The following is a 23,394-nucleotide window of genomic DNA, read 5'->3' on the forward strand; positions in this document are numbered from 1 at the left end:
CGGTTGGGGGTGTTCAGATGATCCGGCCATCCCAGCCGACCGTGACATGCCGTGGCAACTCGCGGCGATGTTCCAGCAACCAGGCGTCCAGCGTATGCCCTACATGGGTCAATACGCCCAACTGCGCGCCGGTGTCCTTGATGCTCTGCAACGCCAGCGTCAGGTCATTGTGGTTGCGTGGCGCCTGCGGCTGCGGCGGCATGGAGCAATCCAGCACCAGCACGTCCAATGGTTCGCGTTGCAGCCAGGCCAGGGTTGCCGGTGGCAGGCCGACGGTGTCGGTGAGGTAGGCGATGCGTCGCCCCTCGCCTTCCAGCAGGTAGCCCAGGGTTAGCTTGGAATGCTGCAACGGCAACGCTGTGACGCTCAACTCGCCAAATTGGCGTGTTTCAAACTCGGCAAAGGGCTGGCTGAAATCCAGGATGCCCGGATGCTTGTACAAGTCCGACAACCCCTCCGGATCCGCTGGGCCGTGCACCGGAATCACCCACCCGTGCCCCCAGCGCAGGTGCAGCAAACCCTGGGCATGATCGGCGTGGTAGTGGGTTTGGAAAATCCCGTTGAAGCTGCGCGGCGGGAAGCGTTCGGTGAGGTCGGGCAAACCGCTGTCGATCAGCCAGCGCTGGTCGCCGCATTCGATCAGTGCACTGCACGGACGGCGGCGCAGGCTTTCGTCGCTGTGCGCCAGACCGCACGCGGGGCATTCACAGCCGTACACCGGGACTTGCCGCGCGTCACCGGTGCCGAGCAGGGTCAGGCGCATGCCGAATGACCGTGGTCGAGGCAGCAGAGCAGGCGCTCGACCGTATGAGCAAGCGGACCGGAGTTATCCAGCACAAACAACCCTGCCCCGTTGCCGGCAATCAGCTCGGCGGTAAACCGCGCATTGCGTGCCAGCCGCGCTTCGATGTCCGTCAGCGCCTCACGCCCGCGTGCGATCAAGCGTTGGCGCAACACCGCCTGATCCACCGTCAGCAGCAGCACCAACGCCGTCGGGTAGCGTTCGCGCGCCTGCGCCAGGTGCGCGCGCGAGCCGTTGACCAGCACGTCGTCACCCGCCGCCAGCCAGTCGTCGATTTCCCTGGGAATGCCGTAGGACAACCCATTGGCCTGCCAACTGAGGGCAAACGCGCCCTCGCCCTGCATCGTCGCAAATGCCTCGGGGCTCACGCCCTGCGCTGCTTCGCCCACCGCTTCCGCCGAGCGGGTGATGACGCGGCGCACAATGCGGCAACCGCGCTCGGCCAAACGGGGGCGTGCGGCGTCCAGCAGGCTGTCCTTGCCCGAGCCGGAAGGCCCGATGAGATAGATCAACCTGCCTGCCATCAAAACACCCTCTTCGCTTGTCGCCATACTTGTTGCACCACAGGAAGCCCTTCGCGGCTGCGGGCCTGGACCAGGTCGGCACGCAGGCCAAGGGCAATTTCGCCGCGATCCTTGAGGCCTGCCGCTTGTGCGGGCGCCAGGCTGATCATCTTGACCGCCCGCGACAAGTCGCCGCCGTCCTGCTGGTCGGCCAGCACGAACGCAGCCTGCAACAGGCTGGCCGGGTAGTAGTCGCTGGAAAGTATATCCAGCAATCCCTCGCCCGCCAGGCCCGCGGCGGCCACATTACCCGAGTGCGACCCACCGCGCACCACGTTCGGCGCGCCCATCAAGACTTTCATGTTCAGCGCCTGGCAGCCCTTCGCGGCCTCCAGGGTGGTGGGGAATTCGGCGATGGTCATGCCGTAGCGCGCCGACTCTTGCACATGGGCCAGGGTCGCGTCGTCATGGCTGGCCACCGACAGGCCACGCGCCAGGCAATGCTCGACGATCGCCGCGCGATAGCGGTCGCTGTACGCCAGGGAGTTGGCCTTTTGCAGCACGATGAACGCGTCCATGGTTTCGTCGTTCAGGTGGTACTTGCCCATGTAGTACTCACGGTACTTGGATTCGAGCACGAACTGGCGCTGGCCCGGCGAATGGTCCATCACCGAGACCAGTTGCACCAGCGGGTTTTCCACCAGGTCGCGGAACACGCTGAGCGTGTCCGGGTGGCACAGCTCGCAACGCAGGTGCAGGTGGTGCTCGGCGCGGGTCAGGCCGGCGCCTTCCGCCTGCGCGATGGCGTCGAGCATCGCCGGCAGTTTCTTCATGCGGTTGCCCTTGGGGTTCACGTCGCCGATGGACACCGCGTCGAACACCGTGGTGATGCCCGCTGCGATGATTTGCGCATCGTGGCTCAGCACGGCCGACGTCGACGGCCAGTCCACGCCGGGGCGCGGGGTCATGTGTTTTTCCAGGTTGTCGGTGTGCAACTCCACCAGGCCCGGCAAGAGGAAATCACCGCCCAGGTCTTGGGCCTGGGGCAACTGGCTGCGGCCTTCGGCGAGGTCGACGATCTTGCCGTCGCGCAGCACCACCGAACCCAGGAACATGCGATCAGCCGTGACAATCTGGGCATTACTGAGGATCTGTTCAGCGGGCATGGGCGTATTCCTCTGCGGCAACGGGCGTGGGGGTCATGTCGAAATGGCGGTCGGCCACCGCTTCACGGGCGGCGCGGTCGTGGAAGATGCCGATCAGCGCGGCGCCCCCGGCCTTGGCTTCGTTCATCAGTTCCAGCACCACCTGGCGGTTGTTGTCGTCCAGCGACGCGGTGGGTTCGTCCAGCAGCATCACCGGCCAGACCACCATGAATCCGCGCGCGATATTCACGCGCTGTTGCTCGCCACCGGAGAACGTACCGGGCGCCAGTTGCCACAGACGCTGAGGGATATTCAGGCGAGTCAGCAGATGTTCGGCGCGCTGTTGTGCATCGGCTTTCGACCAGCCACGGGCCAGGGCGGGCTCCATCACCACATCCAGGCAGGCCACGCGGGGGATCACCCGCAGGAATTGGCTGACGTAGCCCAGGGTCTGCTGGCGCACCTGGAGAATGTCGCGCGGCTCGGCGCCGACCAACTCCAGCCACTCGCCCGCATGGCGCACGCGAATGCTGCCACCCGCTGGCAAATAGTTACCGTACAAGGTGCGCAGCAAGGTGCTCTTGCCCGCGCCGGACTGGCCGTGCAGCACCAGGCATTCACCGCCCTGCACACTGAACTCCACCCCACGCAGCACATTGAGTACCACGCCGTTCTGCTGGTGCAGGGTGAAGGTTTTCGAGAGGTCACGGACCTCGATCAAGGCATTCATCATGGCTGCAATACCGAAGACACCAACAGTTGAGAGTAAGGGTGCTGTGGATCGTCGAGGATCTGGTCGGTGAGCCCGGTTTCCACCACCCGCGAGCGCCGCATCACCATCAAGCGGTCTGCCAGCAGGCGCGCCACGGCCAGGTCGTGGGTGACGATCACCACGGCCAGATCCAGCTCGCGAACCAAGCTGCGCAGCAAGTCGAGCAGGCGCGCTTGCACCGACACGTCGAGGCCGCCGGTGGGCTCGTCCATGAACACAAGGCGCGGGCTCGACACCAGGTTGCGGGCGATTTGCAGGCGTTGCTGCATGCCGCCGGAGAAGGTGCGCGGCAAGTCATCGATACGCTGCGGGTCGATTTCCACCTGGCTCAACCAATCGAGACCGGCACCGCGCAGTTGCGTGTAATTGCGCACGCCCTGGGCCATCAGGCGCTCGCCGATGTTGGCGCCGGCTGACACGCCCATGCGCAAACCGTCGCGAGGGTTTTGTTCGACAAAGCCCCATTCGGTACGCAGCAACGTACGGCGCTCGGCTTCGCTGGCGCTGTACAAATCCAGCCATTCGCCGTCCTTGCTGCGGTAGCCGATGCTCCCCGCCTGCGGTGGCAACCGGCCGCTCAACAGCGAGAGCAAGGTGGACTTGCCCGAGCCGGACTCGCCGACGATGCCCAGCACTTCGCCGGGGTACAAATCGAAGCTCACGCCCTGGCAGCCATTCTCCGGGCCGTACAACAGGGACAGGTCACGCACTTGCAGTAGCGGTGCGCCGGCTTTTTGCTTCAAAAGAACCTGGCTCATTGGTTGTTCTCCAGAACCCGTTGGGCGCAATACCAGGTGTCGGAACAGACAAAACTCTGGGTTCCCGCATCGTCCAGAATCAGCTCATCGAGGAACGACTCATGGCTGCCGCAGAGGGCGCAGTTGTGCTCCCATTTCTGTACTTCGAACGGGTGGTCCTCAAAGTCGAGGCTGGTGACCTGGGTATACGGCGGCACCGCGTACAGGCGCTTTTCGCGACCGGCGCCGAACAGCATCAGCGCCGGGCTCATGTCGAGCTTGGGGTTGTCGAATTTAGGGATCGGCGACGGGTCCATCACGTAGCGCTCGTCGACCATCACCGGGTAGGCGTAGCTGGTGGCGATATGGCCGAAGGTGGCGATGTCTTCGTAGAGCTTCACGTGCATCACCCCGTAATCGTTGAGGGCGTGCATGGTGCGGGTCTCGGTTTCCGACGGTTCGATGAAGCGCAGCGGTTCGGGGATCGGCACTTGGTAGACCATGATCTGGCCAGCCTGCAGCGGCGTTTCCGGGATGCGGTGGCGGGTCTGGATCACCGTGGCGTCCGGTGTGGCTTCGGTGGTGGCGACACCAGCGGTACGGGCGAAGAAACGGCGGATGGAGACGGCGTTGGTGGTGTCGTCGGCGCCCTGGTCGATGACCTTGAGCACGTCATCATCCCCCAGGATCGCGGCGGTCAATTGCATGCCGCCGGTGCCCCAACCGTACGGCAATGGCATCTCGCGGCCGCCGAACGGCACCTGGTAACCCGGGATCGCCACGGCCTTGAGCAAGGCGCGGCGGATCATGCGTTTGGTCTGTTCGTCGAGGTAGGCGAAGTTGTAGGCCGTGTCATTCATGGCGGGAGCCCTCGGCGGGTTGACGCAGTTTGCGGATCAGTTCCAGCTCGGACTGGAAGTCCACGTAGTGCGGTAATTTGAGGTGCGAGACAAAGCCGGCGGCCTCGACGTTGTCGCAGTGGGCCAGCACGAACTCTTCACGCTGGGCCGGCGAGACGATCTCTTCGTTGTATTCCCCGGCGCGCAGCGAGCGGTCGACCAACGCCATGCCCATGGCCTTGCGCTCGGCGTGCCCGAACGCCAGGCCATACCCGCGCGTGAACTGCGCCAACTCGGTGGCCGAGCCGACGAACTGGTTGACCATCTCGCACTCGGTCACCTCGATGCTGCCCAGGCAGATGGGAAAACCCAATTCTTCCGGGTCGATCCACACCTCCACATCGCCGATGCGGATCTCGCCGGCAAACGGGTGGTTGCGGCCGTAGCCACGTTGGGTCGAATAGCCCAGTGCCAACAGGAAACCTTCATCGCCTCGGGCCAGGGCTTGCAGGCGTTCGGCGCGACTGGCGGGGTACTCCAGCGGGTCGCGGGTGATGTCGGCGACGGTGGCGTTGTCGTCGGCTTCATTCTTGATCAGACCTTCTTTGGCGAGCAGGCCGAGCACCCGTGGGCAAGCTTCGATGCGCGCATCGGGCGTGGTTTGCGGGCCTGGATATTCACCTTCGGCCAGCAGTGCAAAATCCAACAGGCGATGGGTGTAGTCGAAGGTCGGGCCGAGCAATTGACCGCCCGGCACGTCCTTGAACGTGGCCGACAAGCGCCGGCTCAGCGACATGTGCGCGGTATCGATCGGCAGGCTCGGGCTGAAGCGCGGCAGCGTGGTGCGGTAGGCACGCAGCAGGAAGATCGCTTCCACCAGGTCCCCCGCCGCTTGCTTGATCGCCAGCGCGGCAAGCTCCTCATCGAACAGCGAGCCCTCGGTCATCACCCGCGCCACGGCCAATGGCAATTGCTCGCGGATTTGCGTCACGCTCAATTCAGGAATCGCGGTGTCGCCCCGGCGCTTTTTCGCCAGCAGGCGGTGGGCATTGTCGATGGCCTGTTCGCCACCTTTGACGGCTACGTACATCAGGCGTGCTCCTCTGCGATGCGGCTGCTGCGTGGCAGGCCGATCAGGTGATGGCCGGCGGCAAACAACACATCCAGGCCACGGGGGAAGGCTTCGCGGCGCTGACGTTCCTGCCAGAAGGCTTGTGGCACCGGTAGGTGCACCTGGCGCTGGGCCTTGATGCCCGGGCCGCGCCAGAGCAGGCCGCGACCGGACTCCAGGTCGGTGAGCTGCACGAGCAAGGTGCAGGACTGGTCGGGGTAGCGGTCATTGCCGTGGTCGAAGCCGCTGAGGTCGAGCAGGTCCTGTTCACCGAGCAGCGCGAAGGCCGCGTCTTCGCGATTCGACGTCAACGGGCAGCCGCAGTGGAAGGCCAGGTTGGCGCGGATCAGCGGCGTGTCGAAGCTCGGTGAAAGCCACAGCGGCGTGTCGCCGTCCAGCAGCGCGAGGCACAGTGCATAGGTGGCCGGCGCCAGCCCATCGAGGCGCGGCGCGGACGGCAGGTGTTGGATCAAACCGGGTTCTGCCAAAGCTTTGAGTGCCGCACGAAAACCGCGCTGGGCATCCAGCACCGGGTCGACAAACGCCGGTTGCAACAGTTGCGCATTCATCAGTTTTCTCCTCGCACGAGGGTGAAGAACTCGACCTTGGTGGCCGCGGTGTCGGCTTCTTTTAGCGCGCGGCGCTGAGCCTGGGCACTGGCCAGCGCGGTGATCAAATCGCTGAGCCAAATGCTGGGTTGAGTGCCTTGCAGGTGAGCGTCGGCCAGGGCGGCCAGCTCGGCATGGACCTTGTCGCGCCCGGCCAGGTAGCTGTAGCCGGTGCGGCCATCGGCCAGGCGCACCACGCAGCGGGTCACGCTCATTTCGCCGACGTTGAATGGCGCGCCATTGCCGCCCATGCGGCCACGCACCAGGGTCATGCCAATTTCCGGGGCGCGGATCAGTTGGTATTCCGCGTCTTTCAACGCGGCTTCGTGAGGTTGCAGTTCACTGAGTTGGGCGCGGGCGAGCACACCAATCCAATGCTGACGCGGGGACAGATTCATCAAGGTCTCCATCAGGTCACCACTTGGTACTGGAAGCGATCCGAACGGCTGGTGGACTGCGCCAGCTCCACCGGGCGGCCGTCGCGATCGCAGGAAAGGGTAAAGACGGTAAGGGCCGGCAAGTGCCGAGGCATCAGCAGCAGCGCGGCTTCATCACGGTTGGGCAAACGCGCACCGATCAGGCTTTGGGTGCGGGTCAGCGGCAGGTCACGTTCGCGCAGGTATTGGCGCAAGGAACCGCCGTTGTAGTCGGCCAGCAACGGCGCACGGCTGGCGCAGTAGCGGTGGCGGATCAGGCTGACGGGCTGGTGGTCGAGCTTGCGCAGGGTTTGCAGCTCGATCATCGGCGCCATTTCGTCGATGCCCAGGTGCTGTGCTTCATCGCGGCTGGCATAGCAGTAGCGGCGCTTGAGCAACAGCGCCTGCACGCCCACGCCCTGAGCCGACAGCGACTGGCTGTAGGAGGTCTCGGCGCCCATCGAGTAAATCAGCGGGCGGTCGAGCACCTGGGTGCCCTTACCCTGACGGCGCAACAGGCTGCCCTCGAACACCAACTCATCGATGGCGCGGCGCAAGGTGTGGCGGTTGACGCCAAAACGCTCGGCCATGTGCACTTCGCCGGGCAGGAAGTCACCGGCCTGGTAGCTGCTGAGTTCACGGCGCAGGATGTCCGCGAGTTCGCGGTACACCGGCTCATCTTGTCTAGACAACTGCATGCTTAAAAAAAGCGCCGCGCGGGCACCCCTCCGAGGTCAGATGAACTGCTTGCGCAGGCGTTGGGACAGCACGTCGATCAAGCTCACCACCACGATGATCACCAGCAGCACCGCGCAGGTTTGTACGAACTGGAAGGCGCGGATGTTTTCCCAGAGGATCACGCCGATCCCGCCCGCGCCGACCATGCCCACCACCGTGGCCGAACGCACGTTGGCTTCGAAGCGGTACAGCGCGTAGCTCACCCACAGCGGCATCACCTGGGGGATCACGCCGTAGATCACTTCCTGCAGGGCACTGGCGCCGGTAGCACGCACGCCTTCCACCGGGCCTGGGTCGATGGCTTCGACGGCTTCGGCAAACAGTTTGGCGAGTACGCCGGTGGTGCTGATCCACAGGGCCAATACGCCGGCGAACGGACCCAGGCCGACCGCAACGACGAACAACATGGCGAACACCATTTCGTTGATGGAGCGGAACGCGTCCATCACCCGGCGCAGCGGTTGGTGTACCCACCAGGGAGTGATGTTGTCGGCGCACAAGATGCCCAGCGGCACCGAGCAGACGATGGCCAGCACCGTGCCCCAGAGGGCGATTTGTACGGTGACGATCATCTCCTTGAGGTAGGAGCGCCATTCGTGGAAGTCGGGCGGGAAGAAGTCGGCAGCGAAGGTCGCCATGTTTCCGGAATCGCGGTACAGCGCCAGCGGGTTCATTTCCGCGCCGTGCCAGGCCCAGGCCAGCAGGACCAGGAACAGGCCCCAGCCGAGGTATTGCGGCCAAGTTCTTTTACCCACTGCTTCAGCGTGCAAGGTAGTCATGGGGCACTCTCAATAACGGTGGGAACTGGATCTCTGTGGGAGCGGGCGTGCTCGCGAATGCGGTGTGTCATTCAATGCATCCGGCGACTGATTCACCGCTTTCGCGAGCAAGCCCGCTCCCACATGAACCTGGTTCCCACAGGGGGTTAGCCGTTGGCTGCGGTCTTTTTGTCGAGCTCGGAGATGCGTTGTTGCAGCTTCGCCAGGTCGGCATCGATGTCGGCGAGCTTCTTGGCCTTGTCGGCCGCTTCCAACTTGTCGTCGGCGCTGATGGTGGTGCGCTGCTTGAACAGCTCCAGCTGGCGGATCGGCAACAGTTGGTCGTCGCTGGAAGGCAGGAACTTGCCCAGCTGCATGTTCTTCAGCACGGCCTTCTCTTCATCGGTGTCGCCGTAGTGGGCGAAGAAGTCGCGGATCTTGGTCTTCTCGCTGTCGCTCAGCGCCTTGCTCCACACCATCGGGTCGGCCGGGATCAGCGGTGATTTCCAGATCACCTTGAGCATCGCGGCCTTGTCCGGCTGGGTCACTTCAAGACGGTCCCAGCTTTCGGTGTTGAAGGTGGCCACGTCCAACTGCCCCTTGGCCACGCTCAACGCGTTGACTTCATGGCTGGAGTTCAACGTGCGCTTGAACGCCGTGGCGGCATCCACGTTGTTCTTGGCGAACACGTAGTAGCCCGGCACCAGGTAGCCCGAGGTGGAGTTCGGGTCGCCGTTGCCGAAGGTCAGGTTCTTGGCATTCTTGAGCATGTCCTCGACGTTATTGATCGGGCTGTCCTTGCGCACGATCAACACGCTCCAGTAACCGGCGGCACCGTTGGCGGCGGCAGTCTGGGCGAAGATCTCGCCGTTGGAGCGGTCCACCGCTTCCATCGCGGCCTTGTTGCCGAGCCAGGCCACATCGACCTTGTTGAAGCGCATGCCCTGAATCAGGCCGGCGTAGTCGGAGGCGAAAGTGGCGTTGATGGTCAGGCCGGTCTTCTTGTGCATGTCATCCAGGAACGGCTGCCAGATGCTCTTGAGGTTCTGCGAAGACTCGGTGGACATGATGCCGAAATTGATGGCTTTGTCGGCCGCGTAGGCATTGCCCATGGCGACACTGGCCAACAACGCGGCGGACAGAAACACTTGGCCGATACGGTTCAACATGGAAGGAATTCCTGTGGGTCGTGAGTAGGGTTTCAAGCGCGTGCCAGGGCCAGCCGAGGGGTCACGGTGGTGTGGCGGGTGTGGTCGGAAAACATCAGGCTGGTGTCGACGTCGGCACCGTACAAGTCATTGAGAAACTGGCTGCTCATCGCACTGCCCTGCCCGTCGAAATGAATCCGACCGCCCTTGAGCGCCACGGCCCGCGGGCAATAACGCATGGCGTAATCGACTTGATGCAGGGTCACCACCACGGTCTTGCCGTCGCGGCGGTTGATGTCGGCGAGGATCTCCATCACCTTGCGTGCTGACTCCGGGTCCAGGGAGGCGATGGGTTCGTCGGCGAGGATCACCTCGGCGCGCTGGGTCAAGGCACGGGCAATCGCCACGCGTTGCTGCTGGCCGCCAGACAAGGTGGACGCACGTTGAGCAGCCAGGTCGGCCAGGCCCACACGTGCCAGGGACTCCAGGGCAAACGCCTTTTCCTCGGCATTGAACAACCCCAGGTTGCCACGCCAGCGCGGCATGCGGCCCAGGCAACCGAGCAGCACGTTGTCGAGCACGCTCAGGCGATTGACCAGGTTGAACTGCTGGAAGATGTAGCCGATGTCTGCGCGCAACCGCCGCACCTTGCCATTCAAGCGCCCACTGGCCTGCACTTCCCGGCCCAACACCTTGACGCTGCCGCCATTGCTCTTGTCGCAACAGGCCAGGCCGGCCAAATGGCGCAACAAGGTGGACTTGCCGGAACCGGAAGCGCCAATCAGCGCGACCATCTCACCTGCGGCAATGGTGAGTTCGAGGTCGACCAATGCGGATTTCTTCGCAAAGGTCTTGTTCAAGTGATCGACATGGATAGCGTGAGTCATGGGCTTCTCTGTCTTGTTTGAACAGCCAGGGGATGGCTGCGGTTGAGTTCAAACGACAGTAGGCGCGGGAGGTGTCAGTGCTATTACTTGCACATGACTGGAGGGGGTCGGTTGGATGAAGGTTTTGTGAAAGGTTGGAAGTGGATCTAAAAGCACACCCCAGCTAAGTAGTGAATGGGCTTTTTTGTGGTGAGCGGGCTTGCTGTGGTGAGCGGGCTTGCCCCGCGCTGGGCTGCGCAGCAGCCCCAGTAAGGCCACCGTGTTCATTCAGGCAGCACCGTCGCTAGGTTCTGGATGGCTCGGGTCGTAAGCAGGTGCTGGCAGTGGTGCAGATGATTGAGATTGCGCAGTTGTTGGTGGATGAAGCGCTGAATCGGGTGTGTCCGGTGGCCTGACAGCCGATGAGGTCTCCTGTGGTAATTGGCTTGTCGGATCGCCGCACCTCTGCGATGGCGGTTTAGCTGCAATTGATTCGGTGCCTGACACGCCGCCATCGCGGGCAAGCCCGGCTCCCACAGGTGATCTTCATTGGATTGGAGACCATGTTTCACAGGCAAGAAAAAGGCGACCCGAAGGTCGCCTTTTGTCATTGTGCGTATTGCTTGCTCAGTCCCGGCGGCACGCCTTGCACGTCGGTCTCTTCCCATGGTCCGTTCGGGCTGATCGAGCGGCTCCAGCCGTTGCTCCAGCGGTAGTAGGTGCGCTGGCGGTAGAAGGTGTCGGGCTGTTCTTCCAGCACATACACCTGCATCTTGCCGTCCCAGTGGCTGGCCGCGCCCGGTGGTGGGGCGAAGGTCGGCGATTTGGTCGGCACGGGTTTCGGTGCTGGAGTCACCGGGCCCGAGGGCTTGGTGCTCGGCTGGGTCGACGGGCCTGACGGTGGGATGGTCGGGCCGGTGGGCGCGGGAGGTGGGCGGTGGACCGCACAAGCGCTCAGCCCCAATACCAGGCTGAGCAAGGTGATGCGTGCAAATGCGGTCATAGGCGTTTCCTCGATTACTTGTCCGGACTGTCGATGGTCAGCTGCTGCACGGCAGTGGTGCTGCTGGCCAAGGGTTGGCTGCGGCCGATCCATTCGCCAGCGGTCGGAACACCGGCCCGGGATATGCGCGCAACCAGTTGGACTTCGGGGAAGTTCGACAGTTTCAACTGCGGCATCATCGCGTCGGCATCGCCCAGTTCGACGGTGATCGGCAGCTCGGCGACGGTGACGCGCTTGGCCGCCAATGGCGCCGGTGGGCCGGAGACCGCGCGGGCGAAGATGAATACGCTGTCAGTGGGCAGGGCTTTGGCCTTCACGTCGGCGCTCAGATCCACCCGAACTTTCATCGCGGCTTTTTGAGGGGCGACGGTGCCGCCGTTTTCTTTCAGCTTCTCAGCTGCGCGATCAATGCCACCTTGCAGGGCTGCACGGGAATTGTCTTCCGGTGGCAGTTGCGCCAACAGCCGGTTCCAGTAGTCGATCGCTTCCTGATAACGCTGGCCTTCAAACGCCGCGATACCGAGCAGGCCGAGGCTGGTGACTTCCTTCGGATCAAGCTTCAACGCCTCGTCCGTCAGCGCTTGCACCTTGGGCGACCACTGTTTGTTGTCGGCGAAATACTGCGCCTGGGCCCACTGACCGAGCAGTTCCGGCTGGCGACCGGCCAGGGCGACGGTGCGCTCGAACACTTTGGCCGCATCGGCGGAGCGATCCTGGGCCATGTAGGCACGGCCAAGGAAGTACAGGCCTTCCGGCGAATCCGGCTGGGCGGCGGCAGCGCGTTCCAGGCGGTGGGTCATGTCTTCCATGGACACCGGCGGCTGGGAGAATTCGCGGGTCAGTTCAACCTTGTCGCTGGCCCCGTAATGCAGGTACAGCGCAACGCCCAGGACCGGCACCAAAAACGCTGCCAGCAATGGCAGTGGCTTGCCCAGGCGCGATTCGCGGGGTTTCTCCAAGCCTTCCGTGTCAGCCAGCAATTCACGCGCCGCTTCGGCGCGGCCGGTGTCGAGTTGTGCGGCGTTGAGCACGCCTTCGTCCTGCTGCACTTGCAACTCGGCGACACGTTCCTGGTACAGCGCCACGTTCAACGCGGTGCGGTCCTCTTCACGCTGGGCGCGGCGGCCGCGCAGCACAGGGATCAACAGGAAACTCAGGGCAATCAGAAGCAGCAAGCCGGCTGCGAGCCAGAAATCAATCATCAGTCTTGGTGTCCAGCAATTGGTCGAGGCGTTTACGCTCATCCAGGGACAACGCATCGGAACCATCGGTCGGCGCGGCGCGGCGACGGCGCACGATCACCGCCATCACCACCACGCCCGCCAGCAACAGCCCGGCAGGTCCGAACCACAGCAGCGCGGTCTTGCCGGTGAGGGCCGGTTTGTAGCGCACGAAATCACCGTAGCGGTCGACCATGAAGTCGATGATCTGCTGGTTGTCCTTGCCCTCCCCCAGCATGCGGAAAATCTCTTTGCGCAGGTCGGCGGCGATGGGGGCATTGGAGTCGGCGATGTCCTGGTTCTGGCACTTGGGGCAGCGCAGTTCCTTGGTGAGTTCGCGGAAACGCTCGCGGTCACCGTCCTTGGCGAATTCATAGGTGTCGATGGCGGCGTGGGCCACGCCGGCCAACCCCAGCGCCAGCACCGCAGCGGCTAACAGACGCTTCATGGCTTGGCCTCATCGACCAGCGCCTGGTACTTGGCAGCCAGTTGTTCGCGCCAGACCACCTCGTCGATCACGCCGACGTACTTGTCGCGGATCACGCCCTTGGCATCGATAAAGAAGGTTTCCGGAGCGCCGTAGACACCGAGGTTCAGGCCGAGGTTGCCGTCTTCATCGCGGATATCCAACTGGTACGGGTTGTGGAACTCGGCCAGCCACTTCAAGGCTGCGGCGTTGTCGTCCTTGTAGTTGATGCCATAGATCACCACGCCCTTCTCGGCCAGCTTGTTCAACACCGGGTGCTCGACGCGGCAGGAGATGCACCAGGTGCCCCACACGTTGACCAGGGCGGGTTTGCCCAGCAGGTCGGCCTGGGTCAGGGTCTTGTCGCCCTGCACCGTTGGCAGGCTGAACGCCGGGAACGGCTTGCCGATCATGGCCGAGGGCAGCTCGGCCGGGTCCAGATAAAGACCGCGATACAGGAACACCGCCACCACCAGAAACATCGCCAGCGGTACCACCATCAACCAACGCTTCATGCCGCCGCTCCCTGCAGGCCGAGGGCTTCACGCACCCGGCTCTTGACCTTGACCCGATAACGCCGGTCCATCGCGGCCAGCAAACCGCCGAAACCGGTGAGCAAGCCGCCGAACCAGATCCAGCGCACAAAGGGTTTCACATGCACCCGCACCGCCCAGGCGCCCTCGCCCAGGGGTTCACCCAGCGCCACATATAGGTCGCGGGTGAAACCGGCGTCGATACCGGCCTCGGTCATCATCGAACTCTGCACGGTGTACAGGCGTTTTTCCGGGTGCAGCACGGCGATCTCTTTACCGTTGCGGACGACGCGTACCGTGCCTTTGTCTGACGTGAAGTTCGGCCCTTCGAAGTGCTTGGCGCCTTCGAAGATGAAGTGGTAACCGGCCAGGTCCATGGACTCGCCCGGTGCCAGGCGCAGGTCGCGCTCGGCGCTGTTCTGGCTGGAGAGCACCACGCCCAGGGCGCACACGGCGATGCCGATATGGGCGATCTGCATGCCCCAGTAGCTGCGGGTCAGGGTTGGCAGGCCTTTGATCAGGCCTTTGTGGCGGGTCTTGTCGAAGAGGTCGCGCACGCCGGCCAGCAATACCCAGGCGGCGAGCAGGAAGGTGGCGAGCACCGCCCAATTGAAGTCGCCGTAGGCAAACCCGGCGATCACCGCCAACGCCACGCTGCCGAGCAGCACCGGCATCAGCATGCCGGCCAGCCATTTGACCGGCGTGTCTTTCCAGCGCACCAGCACGCCGACCGCCATCACCACCATCAACAGGCCCATCAATGGGATAAACAACGCGTTGAAGTACGGCGGGCCCACGGACAGCTTGGCACCGCTCAAGGCGTCCAGCACCAATGGGTACAGGGTGCCGAGCAGGATCATCGACGCGGCCACCACCAGCACCAGGTTATTGCCCAGCAACAGGGTTTCCCGCGACCACAGGTTGAAGCCGACCTGGCTCTTGACCACTGGCGCGCGCAACGCAAACAACGTCAGGGAGCCGCCGACCACAAACAGCAGGAAGATCAGGATGAACACGCCGCGCTCAGGGTCGGAAGCAAACGCGTGCACCGAGGTCAGCACGCCCGAACGCACAAGGAATGTGCCGAGCAGGCTGAGGGAAAACGCCGCGATGGCCAGCAGCACGGTCCAGCTCTTGAACACGCCGCGTTTTTCGGTGACGGCCAGCGAGTGAATCAGCGCCGTGCCGACCAGCCAGGGCATGAAGGAGGCGTTTTCCACCGGGTCCCAGAACCACCAGCCGCCCCAACCAAGTTCGTAATAGGCCCACCAGGAGCCAAGCGTGATACCAATCCCGAGGAACGCCCAGGCGACGATGGTCCACGGCCGCGACCAGCGCGCCCAGGCCGCATCGAGGCGTCCGCCAAGCAAGGCGGCGATGGCGAAGGCGAAGGCCACCGAGAAACCGACGTAACCCATGTAGAGCATCGGCGGGTGCACGATCAGGCCGATGTCTTGCAGCAGCGGGTTGAGGTCATGCCCGTTCGCCGGGATCTGCGGCAGGATGCGGCTGAACGGGTTGGACGTCATGATCAGGAACAGCAGGAAGCCGATGCTGATCATGCCCATCACCGCCAGCACCCGCGCCAGCATCACTTGCGGCAGTTGGCGCGAGAACACCGACACGGCAAAGGTCCAGCCGCCGAGGATCAACGCCCACAGCAGCAGCGACCCTTCGTGGGCGCCCCACACGGCGCTGAACTTGTAGTACCAGGGCAGCGCGCTGTTGGAGTTATTGGCCACGTAGGCGACGGAAAAGTCGTCGGTCATAAAGGCGTAGGTCAGGCAACCGAACGCGAACAGCAGGAACGCAAACTGGCCCCAGGCAGCCGGCTGCGCCAGGCTCATCCATAAGCGGTCACCGCGCCAGGCGCCGAGCAATGGCACTACGGCCTGGACGATGGCAAAGCACAGGGCGAGGATCATCGCCAACTGGCCCAGCTCAGGAATAAACAGTGCGGACGTCATGGCTTAGCCCTCCTTGGCAGGCGTTGGCGCGGATTGGCCGCTGTCTTTCAGGGCCTTGGTGACTTCCGGCGGCATGTATTTCTCATCGTGCTTGGCCAGCACTTCATCGGCCACCACCACGCCGTCAGCGTTGAGTTTGCCCAAGGCGACGATGCCCTGGCCTTCGCGGAACAAGTCCGGGAGGATGCCGCGATAGGTGATGGTCACGGCCTTGTTGAAGTCGGTGACCACGAAGGTCACGTCGAGGGAATCTCCGGAACGCTTGAGCGAGCCCTTTTCCACCATGCCGCCGGCGCGGATGCGCGTGTCGACCGGCGCTTCGCCATTGGCGATCTGGGTCGGGGTGTAGAACAGGTTGATGTTCTGCTGCAGGGCGCTCAAGGCCAGGGCCACGGCAATGCCGACGCCGGCCAGGATGGCAAGGATGATCAACAGACGCTTTCTACGCAGCGGATTCACTTATCGGTCTCCCGGCGCAGACGACGCGCCTCTTGTTGCAGGTAACGCTTGCGAGCCAGGATCGGCATGGCGACGTTGAGGGCCAGCACCGCGAGGCAGATGCCATAGGCCGTCCAGACATACAGGCCGTGATGGCCCATGGCGAGAAACTCGCTGAAAGAAGCAAAACTCATGCGCGCGCTCCCAGGCTGCTTTGCACTTCGGCCTTGACCCAGCTGGCGCGGGCTTCACGCTTGAGCACTTCGAGGCGCATGCGCAGCAGCAGCACGGCACCGAAGAAACAGTAGAACCCCAGCACCATCAGCAGCAGCGGTGCCCACATTTCCACGGGCATTGCCGGTTTTTCGGTGAGGGTGAAGGTGGCGCCCTGGTGCAGGGTGTTCCACCACTCCACCGAGTATTTGATGATCGGGATGTTGATCACGCCAACAATCGCCAGCACCGCACAGGCCTTGGCGGCGCTGTCACGATTGCTGATCGCGTTGCCCAGGGCAATCAGACCGAAGTACAGGAACAGCAGGATCAACATGGACGTTAGTCGTGCATCCCACACCCACCACGAGCCCCAGGTGGGCTTGCCCCAGATCGCGCCGGTGACCAGCGCCACGGCGGTCATCCACGCACCGATGGGCGCGGCGCATTGCAGGGCCACGTCCGCGAGTTTCATCTTCCACACCAGGCCGACGATGCCGCACACCGCCAGCATCACGTAGCAGGACTGGGCCAGCATCGCGGCAGGCACGTGGATATAGATGATGCGAAAGCTGTTGCCTTGCTGGTAGTCCGGCGGCGCGAAGGCCAGGCCCCAGACCAGGCCGATGCCGATCAGCAACACGGCGGCGACGCTCAACCACGGCAGCAGCTTGCCGCTGATGCCATAGAACCATTTGGGCGAGCCGAGCTTATGAAACCAGGTCCAGTTCATTGCTGTTTCCATCACGGTGGCCTCTTGTCTTGGCAAGAAGCTCTCAGGGTCTTTACTGGCTAAGGCATAACGCTTAGCCAGACCTCATTATTCGCCGACGCTGATCTTCAGGCCAGCCGCTATAGCAAAGGGTGTCAGGGTTACCGCCAGGGCGGCCAGGCTGCCAAGCCACAGGAGATAACCAGTCGCCGGCATGCCCATGAGCGCGGCTTGCAAGGCGCCGCTGCCCAGGATCAATACCGGGATGTACAAAGGCAGAATCAGCAGGGCCAATAACAGGCCGCCCCGCTTCAAGCCCACGGTCAACGCTGCGCCCACCGCCCCCAACAGGCTGAGCACCGGCGTACCGAGCAACAAGGACAGGAGCAACACCGGCAGGCATTCGACGGGCAAGCCCAGCATCATCGCCAGCAGCGGCGAGAGCAAGACTAGCGCCAAGCCGGAAAAAGCCCAGTGTGCCAGTACCTTTGCCAGTACCAGAAGTGGCAAAGGGTGCGACGAAAGGACCCACTGTTCGAGGGAACCGTCTTCGAAATCACTGCGAAACAGCCCGTCCAGCGAGAGCAGGACCGACAAAAGCGCCGCCACCCACACCAGTCCGGGGGACAAGGTTTGCAACAGTTTAGTCTCGGGACCGACCGCCAACGGAAACAACGCGATGACAATCGCAAAGAACACCAGCGGGTTGGCCAGTTCGGCCGGGCGACGACACAGCAGCCGCGCTTCGCGGGCGACCAGCAGGGCGAAGACGCTCACAGCGACCACCGGCCCAGGTCAAGGTCGCGGTAGCCAGCAGGCATGCGCGCCAAGGTGTGGTGAGTGGTGAGGACGACCAGGCCGCCCTGCTCGCAATGGTGGGCCAGGTGTTCTTCCAACTGGGCCACGCCTTGTTTGTCGAGGGCGGTGAAGGGTTCGTCGAGAATCCACAGCGGCGGGCACGGCAGGTACAAACGCGCCAGGGCCACGCGGCGCTGTTGGCCGGCAGACAGGGTGTGACAGGGCACGTCTTCGAAGCCCTTGAGGCCGACAGCGGCCAGAGCCTGCCAGATGGCGTCGCGCGACGCGCGATGATGCAGGGCGCTGAGCCAGCTGAGGTTTTCCTCGGCGGTCAACACGTCCTTGATGCCGGCAGCGTGGCCAATCCACACAAGATTGCGCGCCAGCTCAGTGCGTTGTTCGTTAAGGGGCTTGCCGTTGAGTCGAACTTCACCGGCGGTCGGCTGCATCAACCCCGCCAGCAGGCGCAGCAAACTGGTCTTGCCGCTGCCGTTGGGGCCGCTGACCTGCACCATGTCGCCGCCCGTCAGCCGCAGTTCGAGGTGCTCGAACAACAGGCGCAGGTCGCGTTCACAGGAGAGCGCTACGGCTTCAAGAAGAGGGCTGGTCAAAAGATCGCGGGCCTTTACGGTTCAAGTCGGCGGTGCAGCGGCCGTTAAAGAGAAATGCACAATAACGGCTTTGGCGACCGATTTTAGAGAGCTGGATCAAATAGTTGTGAGGTTTTTACCGCTCTCTTTGCAGACGGGCGGCATTATACATGTGATGCCCTACTCTAAAGAGGGCAATTTCCCCAGAGACGACGCGCGCGATGACCGGTGAGATCAACCTTCCTACGCTTCCACCCGCCCCGCCAGCCGGGCCTGGCCCTGCGCCCGCAGCCGGTGAGTTGCTGAAACTGCTGGAGCCGCAGATCGGCCTGATCGACCCCGGGAAAACCGCGAACGCTGAAGTCATCGCCCTGAAACAAGGCGGTGAAGCCTTCCAGTTACTGCTCAAACTGACCCTTGAAGGCGGTCGCCAGACCCTGGTGCAGGCGAGCAGCCCGCAGCCGCTGCCGCTGGGCAGCAATGTCGCCGTAAGCCAGACGACTGCGGGCAACCTCACCCTGAGCTTGCAACAGGCCTTGAGCGCCAATGTCGCCGCCCTCACCCGCATCGACACCCACCAGATGCCGGTGGGCACGCTGTTGCAAGCCAAAGTGCTGACCACCCAGATGCTGCCCCAGGGCACGGCGCAACCGGCGATCTACCGCTCGCTGGTCACCGTGCTCAACAACGCCCTGGCGGGCGCGACCCTGACCGTGGAAAGCCCGCAACCCCTGCGCGTCGGCAGCTTGCTCAGCGCCGTGGTGCAAAACGCGCAGACCCTGAGCTTTGTGCCGCTGAGCGGGCTCAAGGATCAACTGGCCGTCACCCAGCAACTGTCAACCCAGCAAAGCCGCCAAGGCTCACTGGACGCGGTGTTCACCGCGCTGCAGAACCTGCCCCGTGGCGACAGCACCTCCGCCGACCTGCGCGCCGCCGCCGACCGTCTGCTGGCCGCCTTGCCGGACCTGGCCCAGGTCAGCAATCCCAAGGTGCTGGCGCAAGTCATCCAGAACAGTGGTGCCTTTCTGGAAGCCAAGCTGCTGGCCGGGCAAAACCCGCAGATCCCACCGCTGGACATGAAAGGCGCGCTGCTGCGCCTGGTCGCGGACTTGCTGCCCGCCCTGCCCGCCAGCACCAATATGAATGCCATCCTCGCCGCCAATACCCTGGCCCAGGTGCTTCCCAACTTTGTGCGCAGCCCCCTGAACACCCTCGGCCAAGTCAGCGCCCGGCAGTTGCCTGCCGGATTCCCGCTGCCCGAGCGACTGATGGCGAAGCTCGAAGGCGAAGGCGACCTGGAAAACCTGCTGCGCCTGGCCGCCGGGGCCATCTCGCGGTTGCAGAGCCACCAGCTGTCGAGCCTGGAACAGACCGGCACCACCGCCGACGGCCGCCTGCAGACCACGTGGCAGCTGGAAATCCCGATGCGTACGTTGCAGGACATCGTGCCGCTGCAGGTCAAATTCCAACGCGAAGAACCCGCACCAGACAAAGACCAGCCCGAGCGCAAGGACAAGAAGGACGCCAAGCAAATGCTCTGGCGCGTCGAACTCGCCTTCGACATGGAGCCGTTGGGCCCGTTGCAGGTCCAGGCGCAATTGAGCCAGGGCAAACTGTCCAGCCAGTTGTGGGCTTCCCGGCCTTTTACCGCCAGCTTGATCGAAAGCCACTTGGGCAACCTGCGCGAACGCCTGGTGACCTCCGGCATCAACGTCGGCGACCTCGATTGCCACCTCGGCACACCGCCGCGCGGGCCTAAAACCGGATTGGAGCAACGCTGGGTGGATGAAACCGCATGAAGAATCCGCCGCCACCGCGTCAGGCGATTGCCCTCAAGTACGACGGCCAGCAAGCGCCGACCCTGACGGCCAAAGGCGACGATGCCCTGGCCGAAGCCATCCTTAAACTGGCGCGCGAGAATGAAGTGCCGATCTATGAAAACGCCGAGTTGGTGAAGCTGCTGGCGCGCATGGAGCTGGGCGACAGTATTCCGGAGGAGCTATACCGCACGGTGGCCGAGATCATTGCGTTTGCGTGGACGTTGAAAGGCAAGTTCCCGGTGGGGTATGACCCGGACGCGGGGCCGGTGGAGCGCGACGTGACGGAGCGTGGGGATGACTACTGACTCACCGACAACACAAAACTAACTGTGGGAGCGGGCTTGCTCGCGAAAGCGGTGGATCAGTCAGCACATTTAGTGGCTGAAACACCGCATTCGCGAGCAAGCCCGCTCCCACATTTTTGATCTGTGTTCAGTTCAGGACTTCACTGAGCGGGATGAAATTGACGGTATCGCCGATCTCCAACGTCGTGCCTTCCAACACCTCCACAAACCCTTGCGCCCACGCCGCACTGCGCAGCACGCCGGAGCTTTGGTTGCGGTAGATGATCGCCTTGCCCTGTTCGATCCGCCCGCGCAGGTACTCACGGCGGTTGCCTGGCTTGGGCCAGACAAACCCCACCGGCACTTCGACGCGCAGCGGCTCGACGTCTTGCACGCCTTGGCGGCGCAGCAGATAAGGGCGTGCCAGCAGCGCGAAGGTCACCAGCGTTGAAGCCGGGTTGCCCGGCAGGCCGATCACCGGCACGCCACGGAAGTGGCCGAAGGTCAGCGGCTTGCCCGGTTTGATCGCCAGTTTCCACAACGCCAGCTCGCCCTCCTCACGCAGGGCGATGCCGAGGAAATCCGCCTCGCCCACCGATACACCGCCCGTGGACAGTATCAGGTCGACCGCGCCCAGGCCTGCCAGGCAGTTCCGGGTTTTCTCCAGGTCATCCGGCAGGATGCCCGCGTCGATCACTTCACAGCCCATGCGGGTGAGCCATGAGCACAACACCCGACGGTTGCTGTTGTAGATCTGCCCCGGCCCCAGCGGCAAACCGGGCTCGATCAACTCGTCGCCCGTGGACAGCACAGCCACCCGTGGGCGGCGGATCACGGCGAGGCGGTCATGGCCGAGGGAGGCGGCCAGGCCCAGCTCGATCGGGCCCAGGCGCGTGCCGGCGGTGAGCACTAACTCGCCGACGGTGGTTTCCTGGCCTTGGGGGCGGATGTTCTGGTCGATGTGCAGGGCTTCGGTGAAGCTCACGCGCTCATCGGCGTGCACCACGGCATTTTCCTGCATCTCGACACAGTCGGCACCTTCGGGCACCGGGGCGCCAGTGAAGATGCGCGCGCAGGTGCCGGCGGCCAAGGGTTGTGGCGCCTGGCCGGCGAAGATGCGCTGGCTGACCACCAGAGGTTCACCGGTCCAGTCCGCCAGGCGCACGGCATAACCGTCCATGGCGCTGTTCGGCCACGGCGGCAGGTCGAGGGTGGAGACCAGGTCCTGCGCCAGTATGCGAGCGTCGCAGTCCTCTAGGGCCAAGGTTTCCTGCTCGCGGATCGGCGCGGCCGCGGCCATGGCCAGCAGTTGTTGCAAGGCGTCTTCCACCGGCATCAGGGCGCCGGTCTTGCCGGGCTTACCCACGGGATTCACAAGGCTCGGCCTGTTTCAGGTGCGGCACGAAATTGCACGGGCGGTGACGGTTGTCCAACTGCTCGGCGAGGATGCCGTCCCAGCCGGTACGCACCGCATTGGTAGAGCCCGGCAGGCAGCACACCAGGGTGCCATTGGCCAGACCGGCCAGGGCGCGGGACTGCACAGTAGAGGTGCCGATGTCGGCCACGGAAATCTGGCGGAACAGTTCGCCAAAGCCGTCGACCTGCTTGTCCAGCAGGCAGCTGACCGCCTCGGGGGTGCTGTCACGGCCGGTGAAGCCGGTGCCGCCGGTGATCAGCACGACTTGCACCACGTCTTCGGCGATCCAGTGGGCGACCTGGGCGCGGATCTTATAGAGGTCGTCCTTGAGCAGCACGCGCTCGGCCAGGTGGTGGCCGGCGGCGGTGAGGCGGTCGACGAAGACCTGGCCGGAGGTATCGGTTTCGAGGGTGCGGGTGTCACTGACGGTCAGTACAGCGATGTTCAGGGGTACGAAGGGCGCATCTGCCTTGGCTTTCATGGCACGGTCCGGTTGTCGAAGGAACAGCCCGATGTTATATCACAGGCCCCTATTTACCTGCCGCAGCGGAACCGCCATGTCGACTGATTATTCACCCCTGCCCTGCTCGATCCTGCTGCTGTCGGGTGGGCGCGGCCAGCGCATGGGCGGGCAGGACAAAGGCTTGCTGGAGTGGCGCGGGCAACCCTTGATCGCGCACTTGCAGCGCCTGGTGCGCCCGCTGACAGACGATCTGATCATCTCGTGCAACCGTAACCATGACCGGTACGCACCGTATGCCGACCAACTGGTGAGCGATGACAGCCCGGACTTTCCCGGCCCGCTCGCGGGTATCCGTGCGGGGCTCGCCGCCGCGCGTCATGGGCACTTGCTGATATTGCCGTGCGACGTGCCGCAGATCGACGCCCGACTGCTCGCCGAACTGCGTGAGACCGCAGGACGCAACCCTCGGTGGCCGGTGATGGTGCGCCATGGTGAGTTCTGGGAACCGCTGATCTGCATCGTGCCGACCGCCCTGCGGGACGCGGTGGATAGCGCCTGGCACGCGGGCGAACGCAGCCCGCGCAAGATCTTCTTGCAACAGGGCGGCGTGGGCCTGGAGTGCCCGGCGAATGACCCGCGCCTGGCCAACCTTAATACGCCGGAGCTGTTACAGACGCCGTCGGGCGTGTCAGAATGAACCTCGCACAAGGAACTTTGTCGACGCCGTAGGCGTCACAAGGTCAGCTATTTAAAAGAATTCTCTCGGAGACGAACTCATGACTCAACGGACCATCGCCGCTCTCATGCTTGCACTGGGCCTCGCCACCCTCGCCGGTTGCGCCTCGCCAACAGTGATCACCCTGAATGACGGTCGCGAAATCCAGGCCGTCGACACCCCGAAATACAACGAAGATTCGGGTTTCTACGAATTCGAACAACTTGACGGCAAGCGCACCCGCATCAACAAAGATCAGGTTCGCACCGTTAAAGACCTGTAAATCTTAGCGTTTGCCAACAAGGCCCGCCT

At 63.7% G+C, this 23,394-nt stretch carries 30 protein-coding genes; 5 read left to right on the forward strand and 25 right to left on the reverse strand.

Features of this window, described 5'->3' with window-relative positions:
• Positions 1 to 13: 13 nt before the first annotated feature.
• The 13 genes from phnP to phnC form a co-directional block, all read right to left on the reverse strand.
• A complete protein-coding gene (gene phnP / locus CWC48_RS01520; RefSeq protein ID WP_100491197.1) occupies positions 14 to 763 on the reverse strand; it encodes a phosphonate metabolism protein PhnP in 750 nt (249 codons plus the stop codon).
• A complete protein-coding gene (gene phnN, locus CWC48_RS01525) occupies positions 754 to 1,326 on the reverse strand; it encodes a phosphonate metabolism protein/1,5-bisphosphokinase (PRPP-forming) PhnN (protein ID WP_100491198.1) in 573 nt (190 codons plus the stop codon). The genes phnP and phnN overlap by 10 nt, the downstream gene beginning before the upstream one ends.
• Positions 1,326 to 2,471 carry an alpha-D-ribose 1-methylphosphonate 5-triphosphate diphosphatase gene (locus CWC48_RS01530; RefSeq protein WP_078047603.1) on the reverse strand — a complete coding sequence of 382 codons (1,146 nt, stop codon included), beginning with the start codon at positions 2,469 to 2,471 and terminating at the stop codon, positions 1,326 to 1,328. The genes phnN and CWC48_RS01530 overlap by 1 nt, the downstream gene beginning before the upstream one ends.
• Entirely contained in the window at positions 2,461 to 3,180 is a 720-nt protein-coding gene (gene phnL / locus CWC48_RS01535; protein WP_100491199.1) for a phosphonate C-P lyase system protein PhnL, read from the reverse strand. The genes CWC48_RS01530 and phnL overlap by 11 nt, the downstream gene beginning before the upstream one ends.
• Complete coding sequence (gene phnK / locus CWC48_RS01540) at positions 3,180 to 3,980, reverse strand: phosphonate C-P lyase system protein PhnK (protein WP_100491200.1); 801 nt, start codon at positions 3,978 to 3,980, stop codon at positions 3,180 to 3,182. The genes phnL and phnK overlap by 1 nt, the downstream gene beginning before the upstream one ends.
• A complete protein-coding gene (locus CWC48_RS01545) occupies positions 3,977 to 4,819 on the reverse strand; it encodes an alpha-D-ribose 1-methylphosphonate 5-phosphate C-P-lyase PhnJ (RefSeq protein WP_078047600.1) in 843 nt (280 codons plus the stop codon). The genes phnK and CWC48_RS01545 overlap by 4 nt, the downstream gene beginning before the upstream one ends.
• Positions 4,812 to 5,888, reverse strand: coding sequence for a carbon-phosphorus lyase complex subunit PhnI (locus CWC48_RS01550; RefSeq protein WP_100491201.1), 1,077 nt, complete (start codon positions 5,886 to 5,888; stop codon positions 4,812 to 4,814). The genes CWC48_RS01545 and CWC48_RS01550 overlap by 8 nt, the downstream gene beginning before the upstream one ends.
• Positions 5,888 to 6,478, reverse strand: coding sequence for a phosphonate C-P lyase system protein PhnH (gene phnH / locus CWC48_RS01555; protein WP_078047598.1), 591 nt, complete (start codon positions 6,476 to 6,478; stop codon positions 5,888 to 5,890). The genes CWC48_RS01550 and phnH overlap by 1 nt, the downstream gene beginning before the upstream one ends.
• Complete coding sequence (gene phnG / locus CWC48_RS01560; RefSeq protein ID WP_078047597.1) at positions 6,478 to 6,915, reverse strand: phosphonate C-P lyase system protein PhnG; 438 nt, start codon at positions 6,913 to 6,915, stop codon at positions 6,478 to 6,480. Before phnG ends, phnH begins: the two co-directional genes overlap by 1 nt.
• Before the next feature lie 11 nt (positions 6,916 to 6,926).
• On the reverse strand, positions 6,927 to 7,631 hold the full coding sequence (phnF, locus tag CWC48_RS01565) for a phosphonate metabolism transcriptional regulator PhnF (protein ID WP_177409464.1): 705 nt from the start codon (positions 7,629 to 7,631) through the stop codon (positions 6,927 to 6,929).
• Between the two features lie 36 nt (positions 7,632 to 7,667).
• Positions 7,668 to 8,450, reverse strand: coding sequence for a phosphonate ABC transporter, permease protein PhnE (gene phnE, locus CWC48_RS01570; protein WP_058427920.1), 783 nt, complete (start codon positions 8,448 to 8,450; stop codon positions 7,668 to 7,670).
• Between the two features lie 146 nt (positions 8,451 to 8,596).
• Complete coding sequence (gene phnD / locus CWC48_RS01575; RefSeq protein WP_100491203.1) at positions 8,597 to 9,598, reverse strand: phosphonate ABC transporter substrate-binding protein; 1,002 nt, start codon at positions 9,596 to 9,598, stop codon at positions 8,597 to 8,599.
• 32 nt (positions 9,599 to 9,630) lie between these two features.
• Positions 9,631 to 10,464 (reverse strand): phosphonate ABC transporter ATP-binding protein, encoded by an 834-nt coding sequence (gene phnC, locus CWC48_RS01580; RefSeq protein ID WP_100491204.1) that lies wholly within the window; start codon positions 10,462 to 10,464, stop codon positions 9,631 to 9,633.
• 290 nt (positions 10,465 to 10,754) lie between these two features.
• Between phnC and CWC48_RS30765 the strand changes: the two genes are divergently transcribed.
• Positions 10,755 to 10,859: a DUF6124 family protein gene (locus CWC48_RS30765; protein ID WP_371857064.1), complete on the forward strand. Its 105-nt coding sequence runs from the start codon at positions 10,755 to 10,757 to the stop codon at positions 10,857 to 10,859.
• Positions 10,860 to 11,050: 191 nt separating this feature from the next.
• Here CWC48_RS30765 and CWC48_RS01585 read toward each other — a convergent pair whose 3' ends face one another.
• The 10 genes from CWC48_RS01585 to ccmA form a co-directional block, all read right to left on the reverse strand.
• Positions 11,051 to 11,446, reverse strand: coding sequence for a hypothetical protein (locus CWC48_RS01585; protein ID WP_028615689.1), 396 nt, complete (start codon positions 11,444 to 11,446; stop codon positions 11,051 to 11,053).
• A gap of 14 nt (positions 11,447 to 11,460) precedes the next feature.
• On the reverse strand, positions 11,461 to 12,648 hold the full coding sequence (gene ccmI, locus CWC48_RS01590) for a c-type cytochrome biogenesis protein CcmI (protein ID WP_078047593.1): 1,188 nt from the start codon (positions 12,646 to 12,648) through the stop codon (positions 11,461 to 11,463).
• Complete coding sequence (locus CWC48_RS01595; RefSeq protein WP_078047592.1) at positions 12,641 to 13,114, reverse strand: cytochrome c-type biogenesis protein; 474 nt, start codon at positions 13,112 to 13,114, stop codon at positions 12,641 to 12,643. Before CWC48_RS01595 ends, ccmI begins: the two co-directional genes overlap by 8 nt.
• Positions 13,111 to 13,647: a DsbE family thiol:disulfide interchange protein gene (locus tag CWC48_RS01600; protein WP_016978490.1), complete on the reverse strand. Its 537-nt coding sequence runs from the start codon at positions 13,645 to 13,647 to the stop codon at positions 13,111 to 13,113. The genes CWC48_RS01595 and CWC48_RS01600 overlap by 4 nt, the downstream gene beginning before the upstream one ends.
• Positions 13,644 to 15,632 carry a heme lyase CcmF/NrfE family subunit gene (locus tag CWC48_RS01605; protein ID WP_078047590.1) on the reverse strand — a complete coding sequence of 663 codons (1,989 nt, stop codon included), beginning with the start codon at positions 15,630 to 15,632 and terminating at the stop codon, positions 13,644 to 13,646. The genes CWC48_RS01600 and CWC48_RS01605 overlap by 4 nt, the downstream gene beginning before the upstream one ends.
• A 3-nt stretch (positions 15,633 to 15,635) precedes the next feature.
• Positions 15,636 to 16,091: a cytochrome c maturation protein CcmE gene (ccmE, locus tag CWC48_RS01610; protein ID WP_078047589.1), complete on the reverse strand. Its 456-nt coding sequence runs from the start codon at positions 16,089 to 16,091 to the stop codon at positions 15,636 to 15,638.
• Positions 16,088 to 16,264, reverse strand: coding sequence for a heme exporter protein CcmD (ccmD, locus tag CWC48_RS01615; protein ID WP_078047588.1), 177 nt, complete (start codon positions 16,262 to 16,264; stop codon positions 16,088 to 16,090). The genes ccmE and ccmD overlap by 4 nt, the downstream gene beginning before the upstream one ends.
• Positions 16,261 to 17,016 carry a heme ABC transporter permease gene (locus CWC48_RS01620; protein ID WP_078047587.1) on the reverse strand — a complete coding sequence of 252 codons (756 nt, stop codon included), beginning with the start codon at positions 17,014 to 17,016 and terminating at the stop codon, positions 16,261 to 16,263. Before CWC48_RS01620 ends, ccmD begins: the two co-directional genes overlap by 4 nt.
• A gap of 87 nt (positions 17,017 to 17,103) precedes the next feature.
• On the reverse strand, positions 17,104 to 17,772 hold the full coding sequence (gene ccmB, locus CWC48_RS01625; RefSeq protein WP_025857894.1) for a heme exporter protein CcmB: 669 nt from the start codon (positions 17,770 to 17,772) through the stop codon (positions 17,104 to 17,106).
• On the reverse strand, positions 17,769 to 18,404 hold the full coding sequence (ccmA, locus tag CWC48_RS01630) for a cytochrome c biogenesis heme-transporting ATPase CcmA (protein WP_100491205.1): 636 nt from the start codon (positions 18,402 to 18,404) through the stop codon (positions 17,769 to 17,771). The genes ccmB and ccmA overlap by 4 nt, the downstream gene beginning before the upstream one ends.
• A gap of 200 nt (positions 18,405 to 18,604) precedes the next feature.
• On the opposite strand from ccmA, the gene CWC48_RS01635 reads away from it, so the two are divergent.
• Positions 18,605 to 20,182, forward strand: coding sequence for a flagellar hook-length control protein FliK (locus tag CWC48_RS01635; RefSeq protein ID WP_078047585.1), 1,578 nt, complete (start codon positions 18,605 to 18,607; stop codon positions 20,180 to 20,182).
• Complete coding sequence (locus CWC48_RS01640; RefSeq protein ID WP_078047584.1) at positions 20,179 to 20,508, forward strand: EscU/YscU/HrcU family type III secretion system export apparatus switch protein; 330 nt, start codon at positions 20,179 to 20,181, stop codon at positions 20,506 to 20,508. The genes CWC48_RS01635 and CWC48_RS01640 overlap by 4 nt, the downstream gene beginning before the upstream one ends.
• Before the next feature lie 127 nt (positions 20,509 to 20,635).
• Here the strand turns inward: CWC48_RS01640 and glp are convergent, their stop codons facing one another.
• Positions 20,636 to 21,862, reverse strand: a complete 1,227-nt coding sequence (gene glp / locus CWC48_RS01645; RefSeq protein WP_100491206.1) for a gephyrin-like molybdotransferase Glp — start codon at positions 21,860 to 21,862, stop codon at positions 20,636 to 20,638.
• Positions 21,846 to 22,385 (reverse strand): molybdenum cofactor biosynthesis protein B, encoded by a 540-nt coding sequence (moaB, locus tag CWC48_RS01650; protein WP_032892684.1) that lies wholly within the window; start codon positions 22,383 to 22,385, stop codon positions 21,846 to 21,848. The genes glp and moaB overlap by 17 nt, the downstream gene beginning before the upstream one ends.
• Positions 22,386 to 22,461: 76 nt before the next feature.
• Here moaB and mobA point away from each other — a divergent pair, with 76 nt between their 5' ends.
• Positions 22,462 to 23,064, forward strand: coding sequence for a molybdenum cofactor guanylyltransferase MobA (gene mobA / locus CWC48_RS01655; protein WP_078047582.1), 603 nt, complete (start codon positions 22,462 to 22,464; stop codon positions 23,062 to 23,064).
• Between the two features lie 79 nt (positions 23,065 to 23,143).
• Positions 23,144 to 23,365: a YgdI/YgdR family lipoprotein gene (locus CWC48_RS01660; RefSeq protein ID WP_010211805.1), complete on the forward strand. Its 222-nt coding sequence runs from the start codon at positions 23,144 to 23,146 to the stop codon at positions 23,363 to 23,365.
• The last annotated feature ends 29 nt before the right edge of the window (positions 23,366 to 23,394 follow it).

The organism is Pseudomonas sp. S10E 269, from assembly GCF_002798465.1.
In the GTDB taxonomy this organism is placed as follows: Bacteria; Pseudomonadota; Gammaproteobacteria; order Pseudomonadales; family Pseudomonadaceae; genus Aquipseudomonas; species Aquipseudomonas pergaminensis.

Bases quoted from the DNA above. Each gene is read 5' to 3' on its own strand.
- CWC48_RS01545 (WP_078047600.1), bottom strand. From the start codon at position 4,819: ATGAATGACACGGCCTACAACTTCGCCTACCTCGACGAACAGACCAAA.
- phnG (WP_078047597.1), bottom strand. From the start codon at position 6,915: ATGAATCTGTCCCCGCGTCAGCATTGGATTGGTGTGCTCGCCCGCGCC.
- CWC48_RS01620 (WP_078047587.1), bottom strand. From the start codon at position 17,016: ATGAACTGGACCTGGTTTCATAAGCTCGGCTCGCCCAAATGGTTCTAT.
- phnD (WP_100491203.1), bottom strand. From the start codon at position 9,598: ATGTTGAACCGTATCGGCCAAGTGTTTCTGTCCGCCGCGTTGTTGGCC.
- phnP (WP_100491197.1), bottom strand. From the start codon at position 763: ATGCGCCTGACCCTGCTCGGCACCGGTGACGCGCGGCAAGTCCCGGTG.
- CWC48_RS01595 (WP_078047592.1), bottom strand. From the start codon at position 13,114: ATGAAGCGTCTGTTAGCCGCTGCGGTGCTGGCGCTGGGGTTGGCCGGC.
- phnE (WP_058427920.1), bottom strand. From the start codon at position 8,450: ATGACTACCTTGCACGCTGAAGCAGTGGGTAAAAGAACTTGGCCGCAA.
- CWC48_RS01635 (WP_078047585.1), top strand. From the start codon at position 18,605: ATGACCGGTGAGATCAACCTTCCTACGCTTCCACCCGCCCCGCCAGCC.
- CWC48_RS01585 (WP_028615689.1), bottom strand. From the start codon at position 11,446: ATGACCGCATTTGCACGCATCACCTTGCTCAGCCTGGTATTGGGGCTG.
- phnC (WP_100491204.1), bottom strand. From the start codon at position 10,464: ATGACTCACGCTATCCATGTCGATCACTTGAACAAGACCTTTGCGAAG.
- CWC48_RS01550 (WP_100491201.1), bottom strand. From the start codon at position 5,888: ATGTACGTAGCCGTCAAAGGTGGCGAACAGGCCATCGACAATGCCCAC.
- CWC48_RS01660 (WP_010211805.1), top strand. From the start codon at position 23,144: ATGACTCAACGGACCATCGCCGCTCTCATGCTTGCACTGGGCCTCGCC.
- CWC48_RS01530 (WP_078047603.1), bottom strand. From the start codon at position 2,471: ATGCCCGCTGAACAGATCCTCAGTAATGCCCAGATTGTCACGGCTGAT.
- ccmI (WP_078047593.1), bottom strand. From the start codon at position 12,648: ATGATTGATTTCTGGCTCGCAGCCGGCTTGCTGCTTCTGATTGCCCTG.
- phnH (WP_078047598.1), bottom strand. From the start codon at position 6,478: ATGAATGCGCAACTGTTGCAACCGGCGTTTGTCGACCCGGTGCTGGAT.
- moaB (WP_032892684.1), bottom strand. From the start codon at position 22,385: ATGAAAGCCAAGGCAGATGCGCCCTTCGTACCCCTGAACATCGCTGTA.
- ccmD (WP_078047588.1), bottom strand. From the start codon at position 16,264: ATGAGTTTTGCTTCTTTCAGCGAGTTTCTCGCCATGGGCCATCACGGC.
- CWC48_RS01600 (WP_016978490.1), bottom strand. From the start codon at position 13,647: ATGAAGCGTTGGTTGATGGTGGTACCGCTGGCGATGTTTCTGGTGGTG.
- phnL (WP_100491199.1), bottom strand. From the start codon at position 3,180: ATGAATGCCTTGATCGAGGTCCGTGACCTCTCGAAAACCTTCACCCTG.
- mobA (WP_078047582.1), top strand. From the start codon at position 22,462: ATGTCGACTGATTATTCACCCCTGCCCTGCTCGATCCTGCTGCTGTCG.
- phnK (WP_100491200.1), bottom strand. From the start codon at position 3,980: ATGAGCCAGGTTCTTTTGAAGCAAAAAGCCGGCGCACCGCTACTGCAA.
- phnN (WP_100491198.1), bottom strand. From the start codon at position 1,326: ATGGCAGGCAGGTTGATCTATCTCATCGGGCCTTCCGGCTCGGGCAAG.
- CWC48_RS01640 (WP_078047584.1), top strand. From the start codon at position 20,179: ATGAAGAATCCGCCGCCACCGCGTCAGGCGATTGCCCTCAAGTACGAC.
- phnF (WP_177409464.1), bottom strand. From the start codon at position 7,631: ATGCAGTTGTCTAGACAAGATGAGCCGGTGTACCGCGAACTCGCGGAC.
- CWC48_RS01605 (WP_078047590.1), bottom strand. From the start codon at position 15,632: ATGACGTCCGCACTGTTTATTCCTGAGCTGGGCCAGTTGGCGATGATC.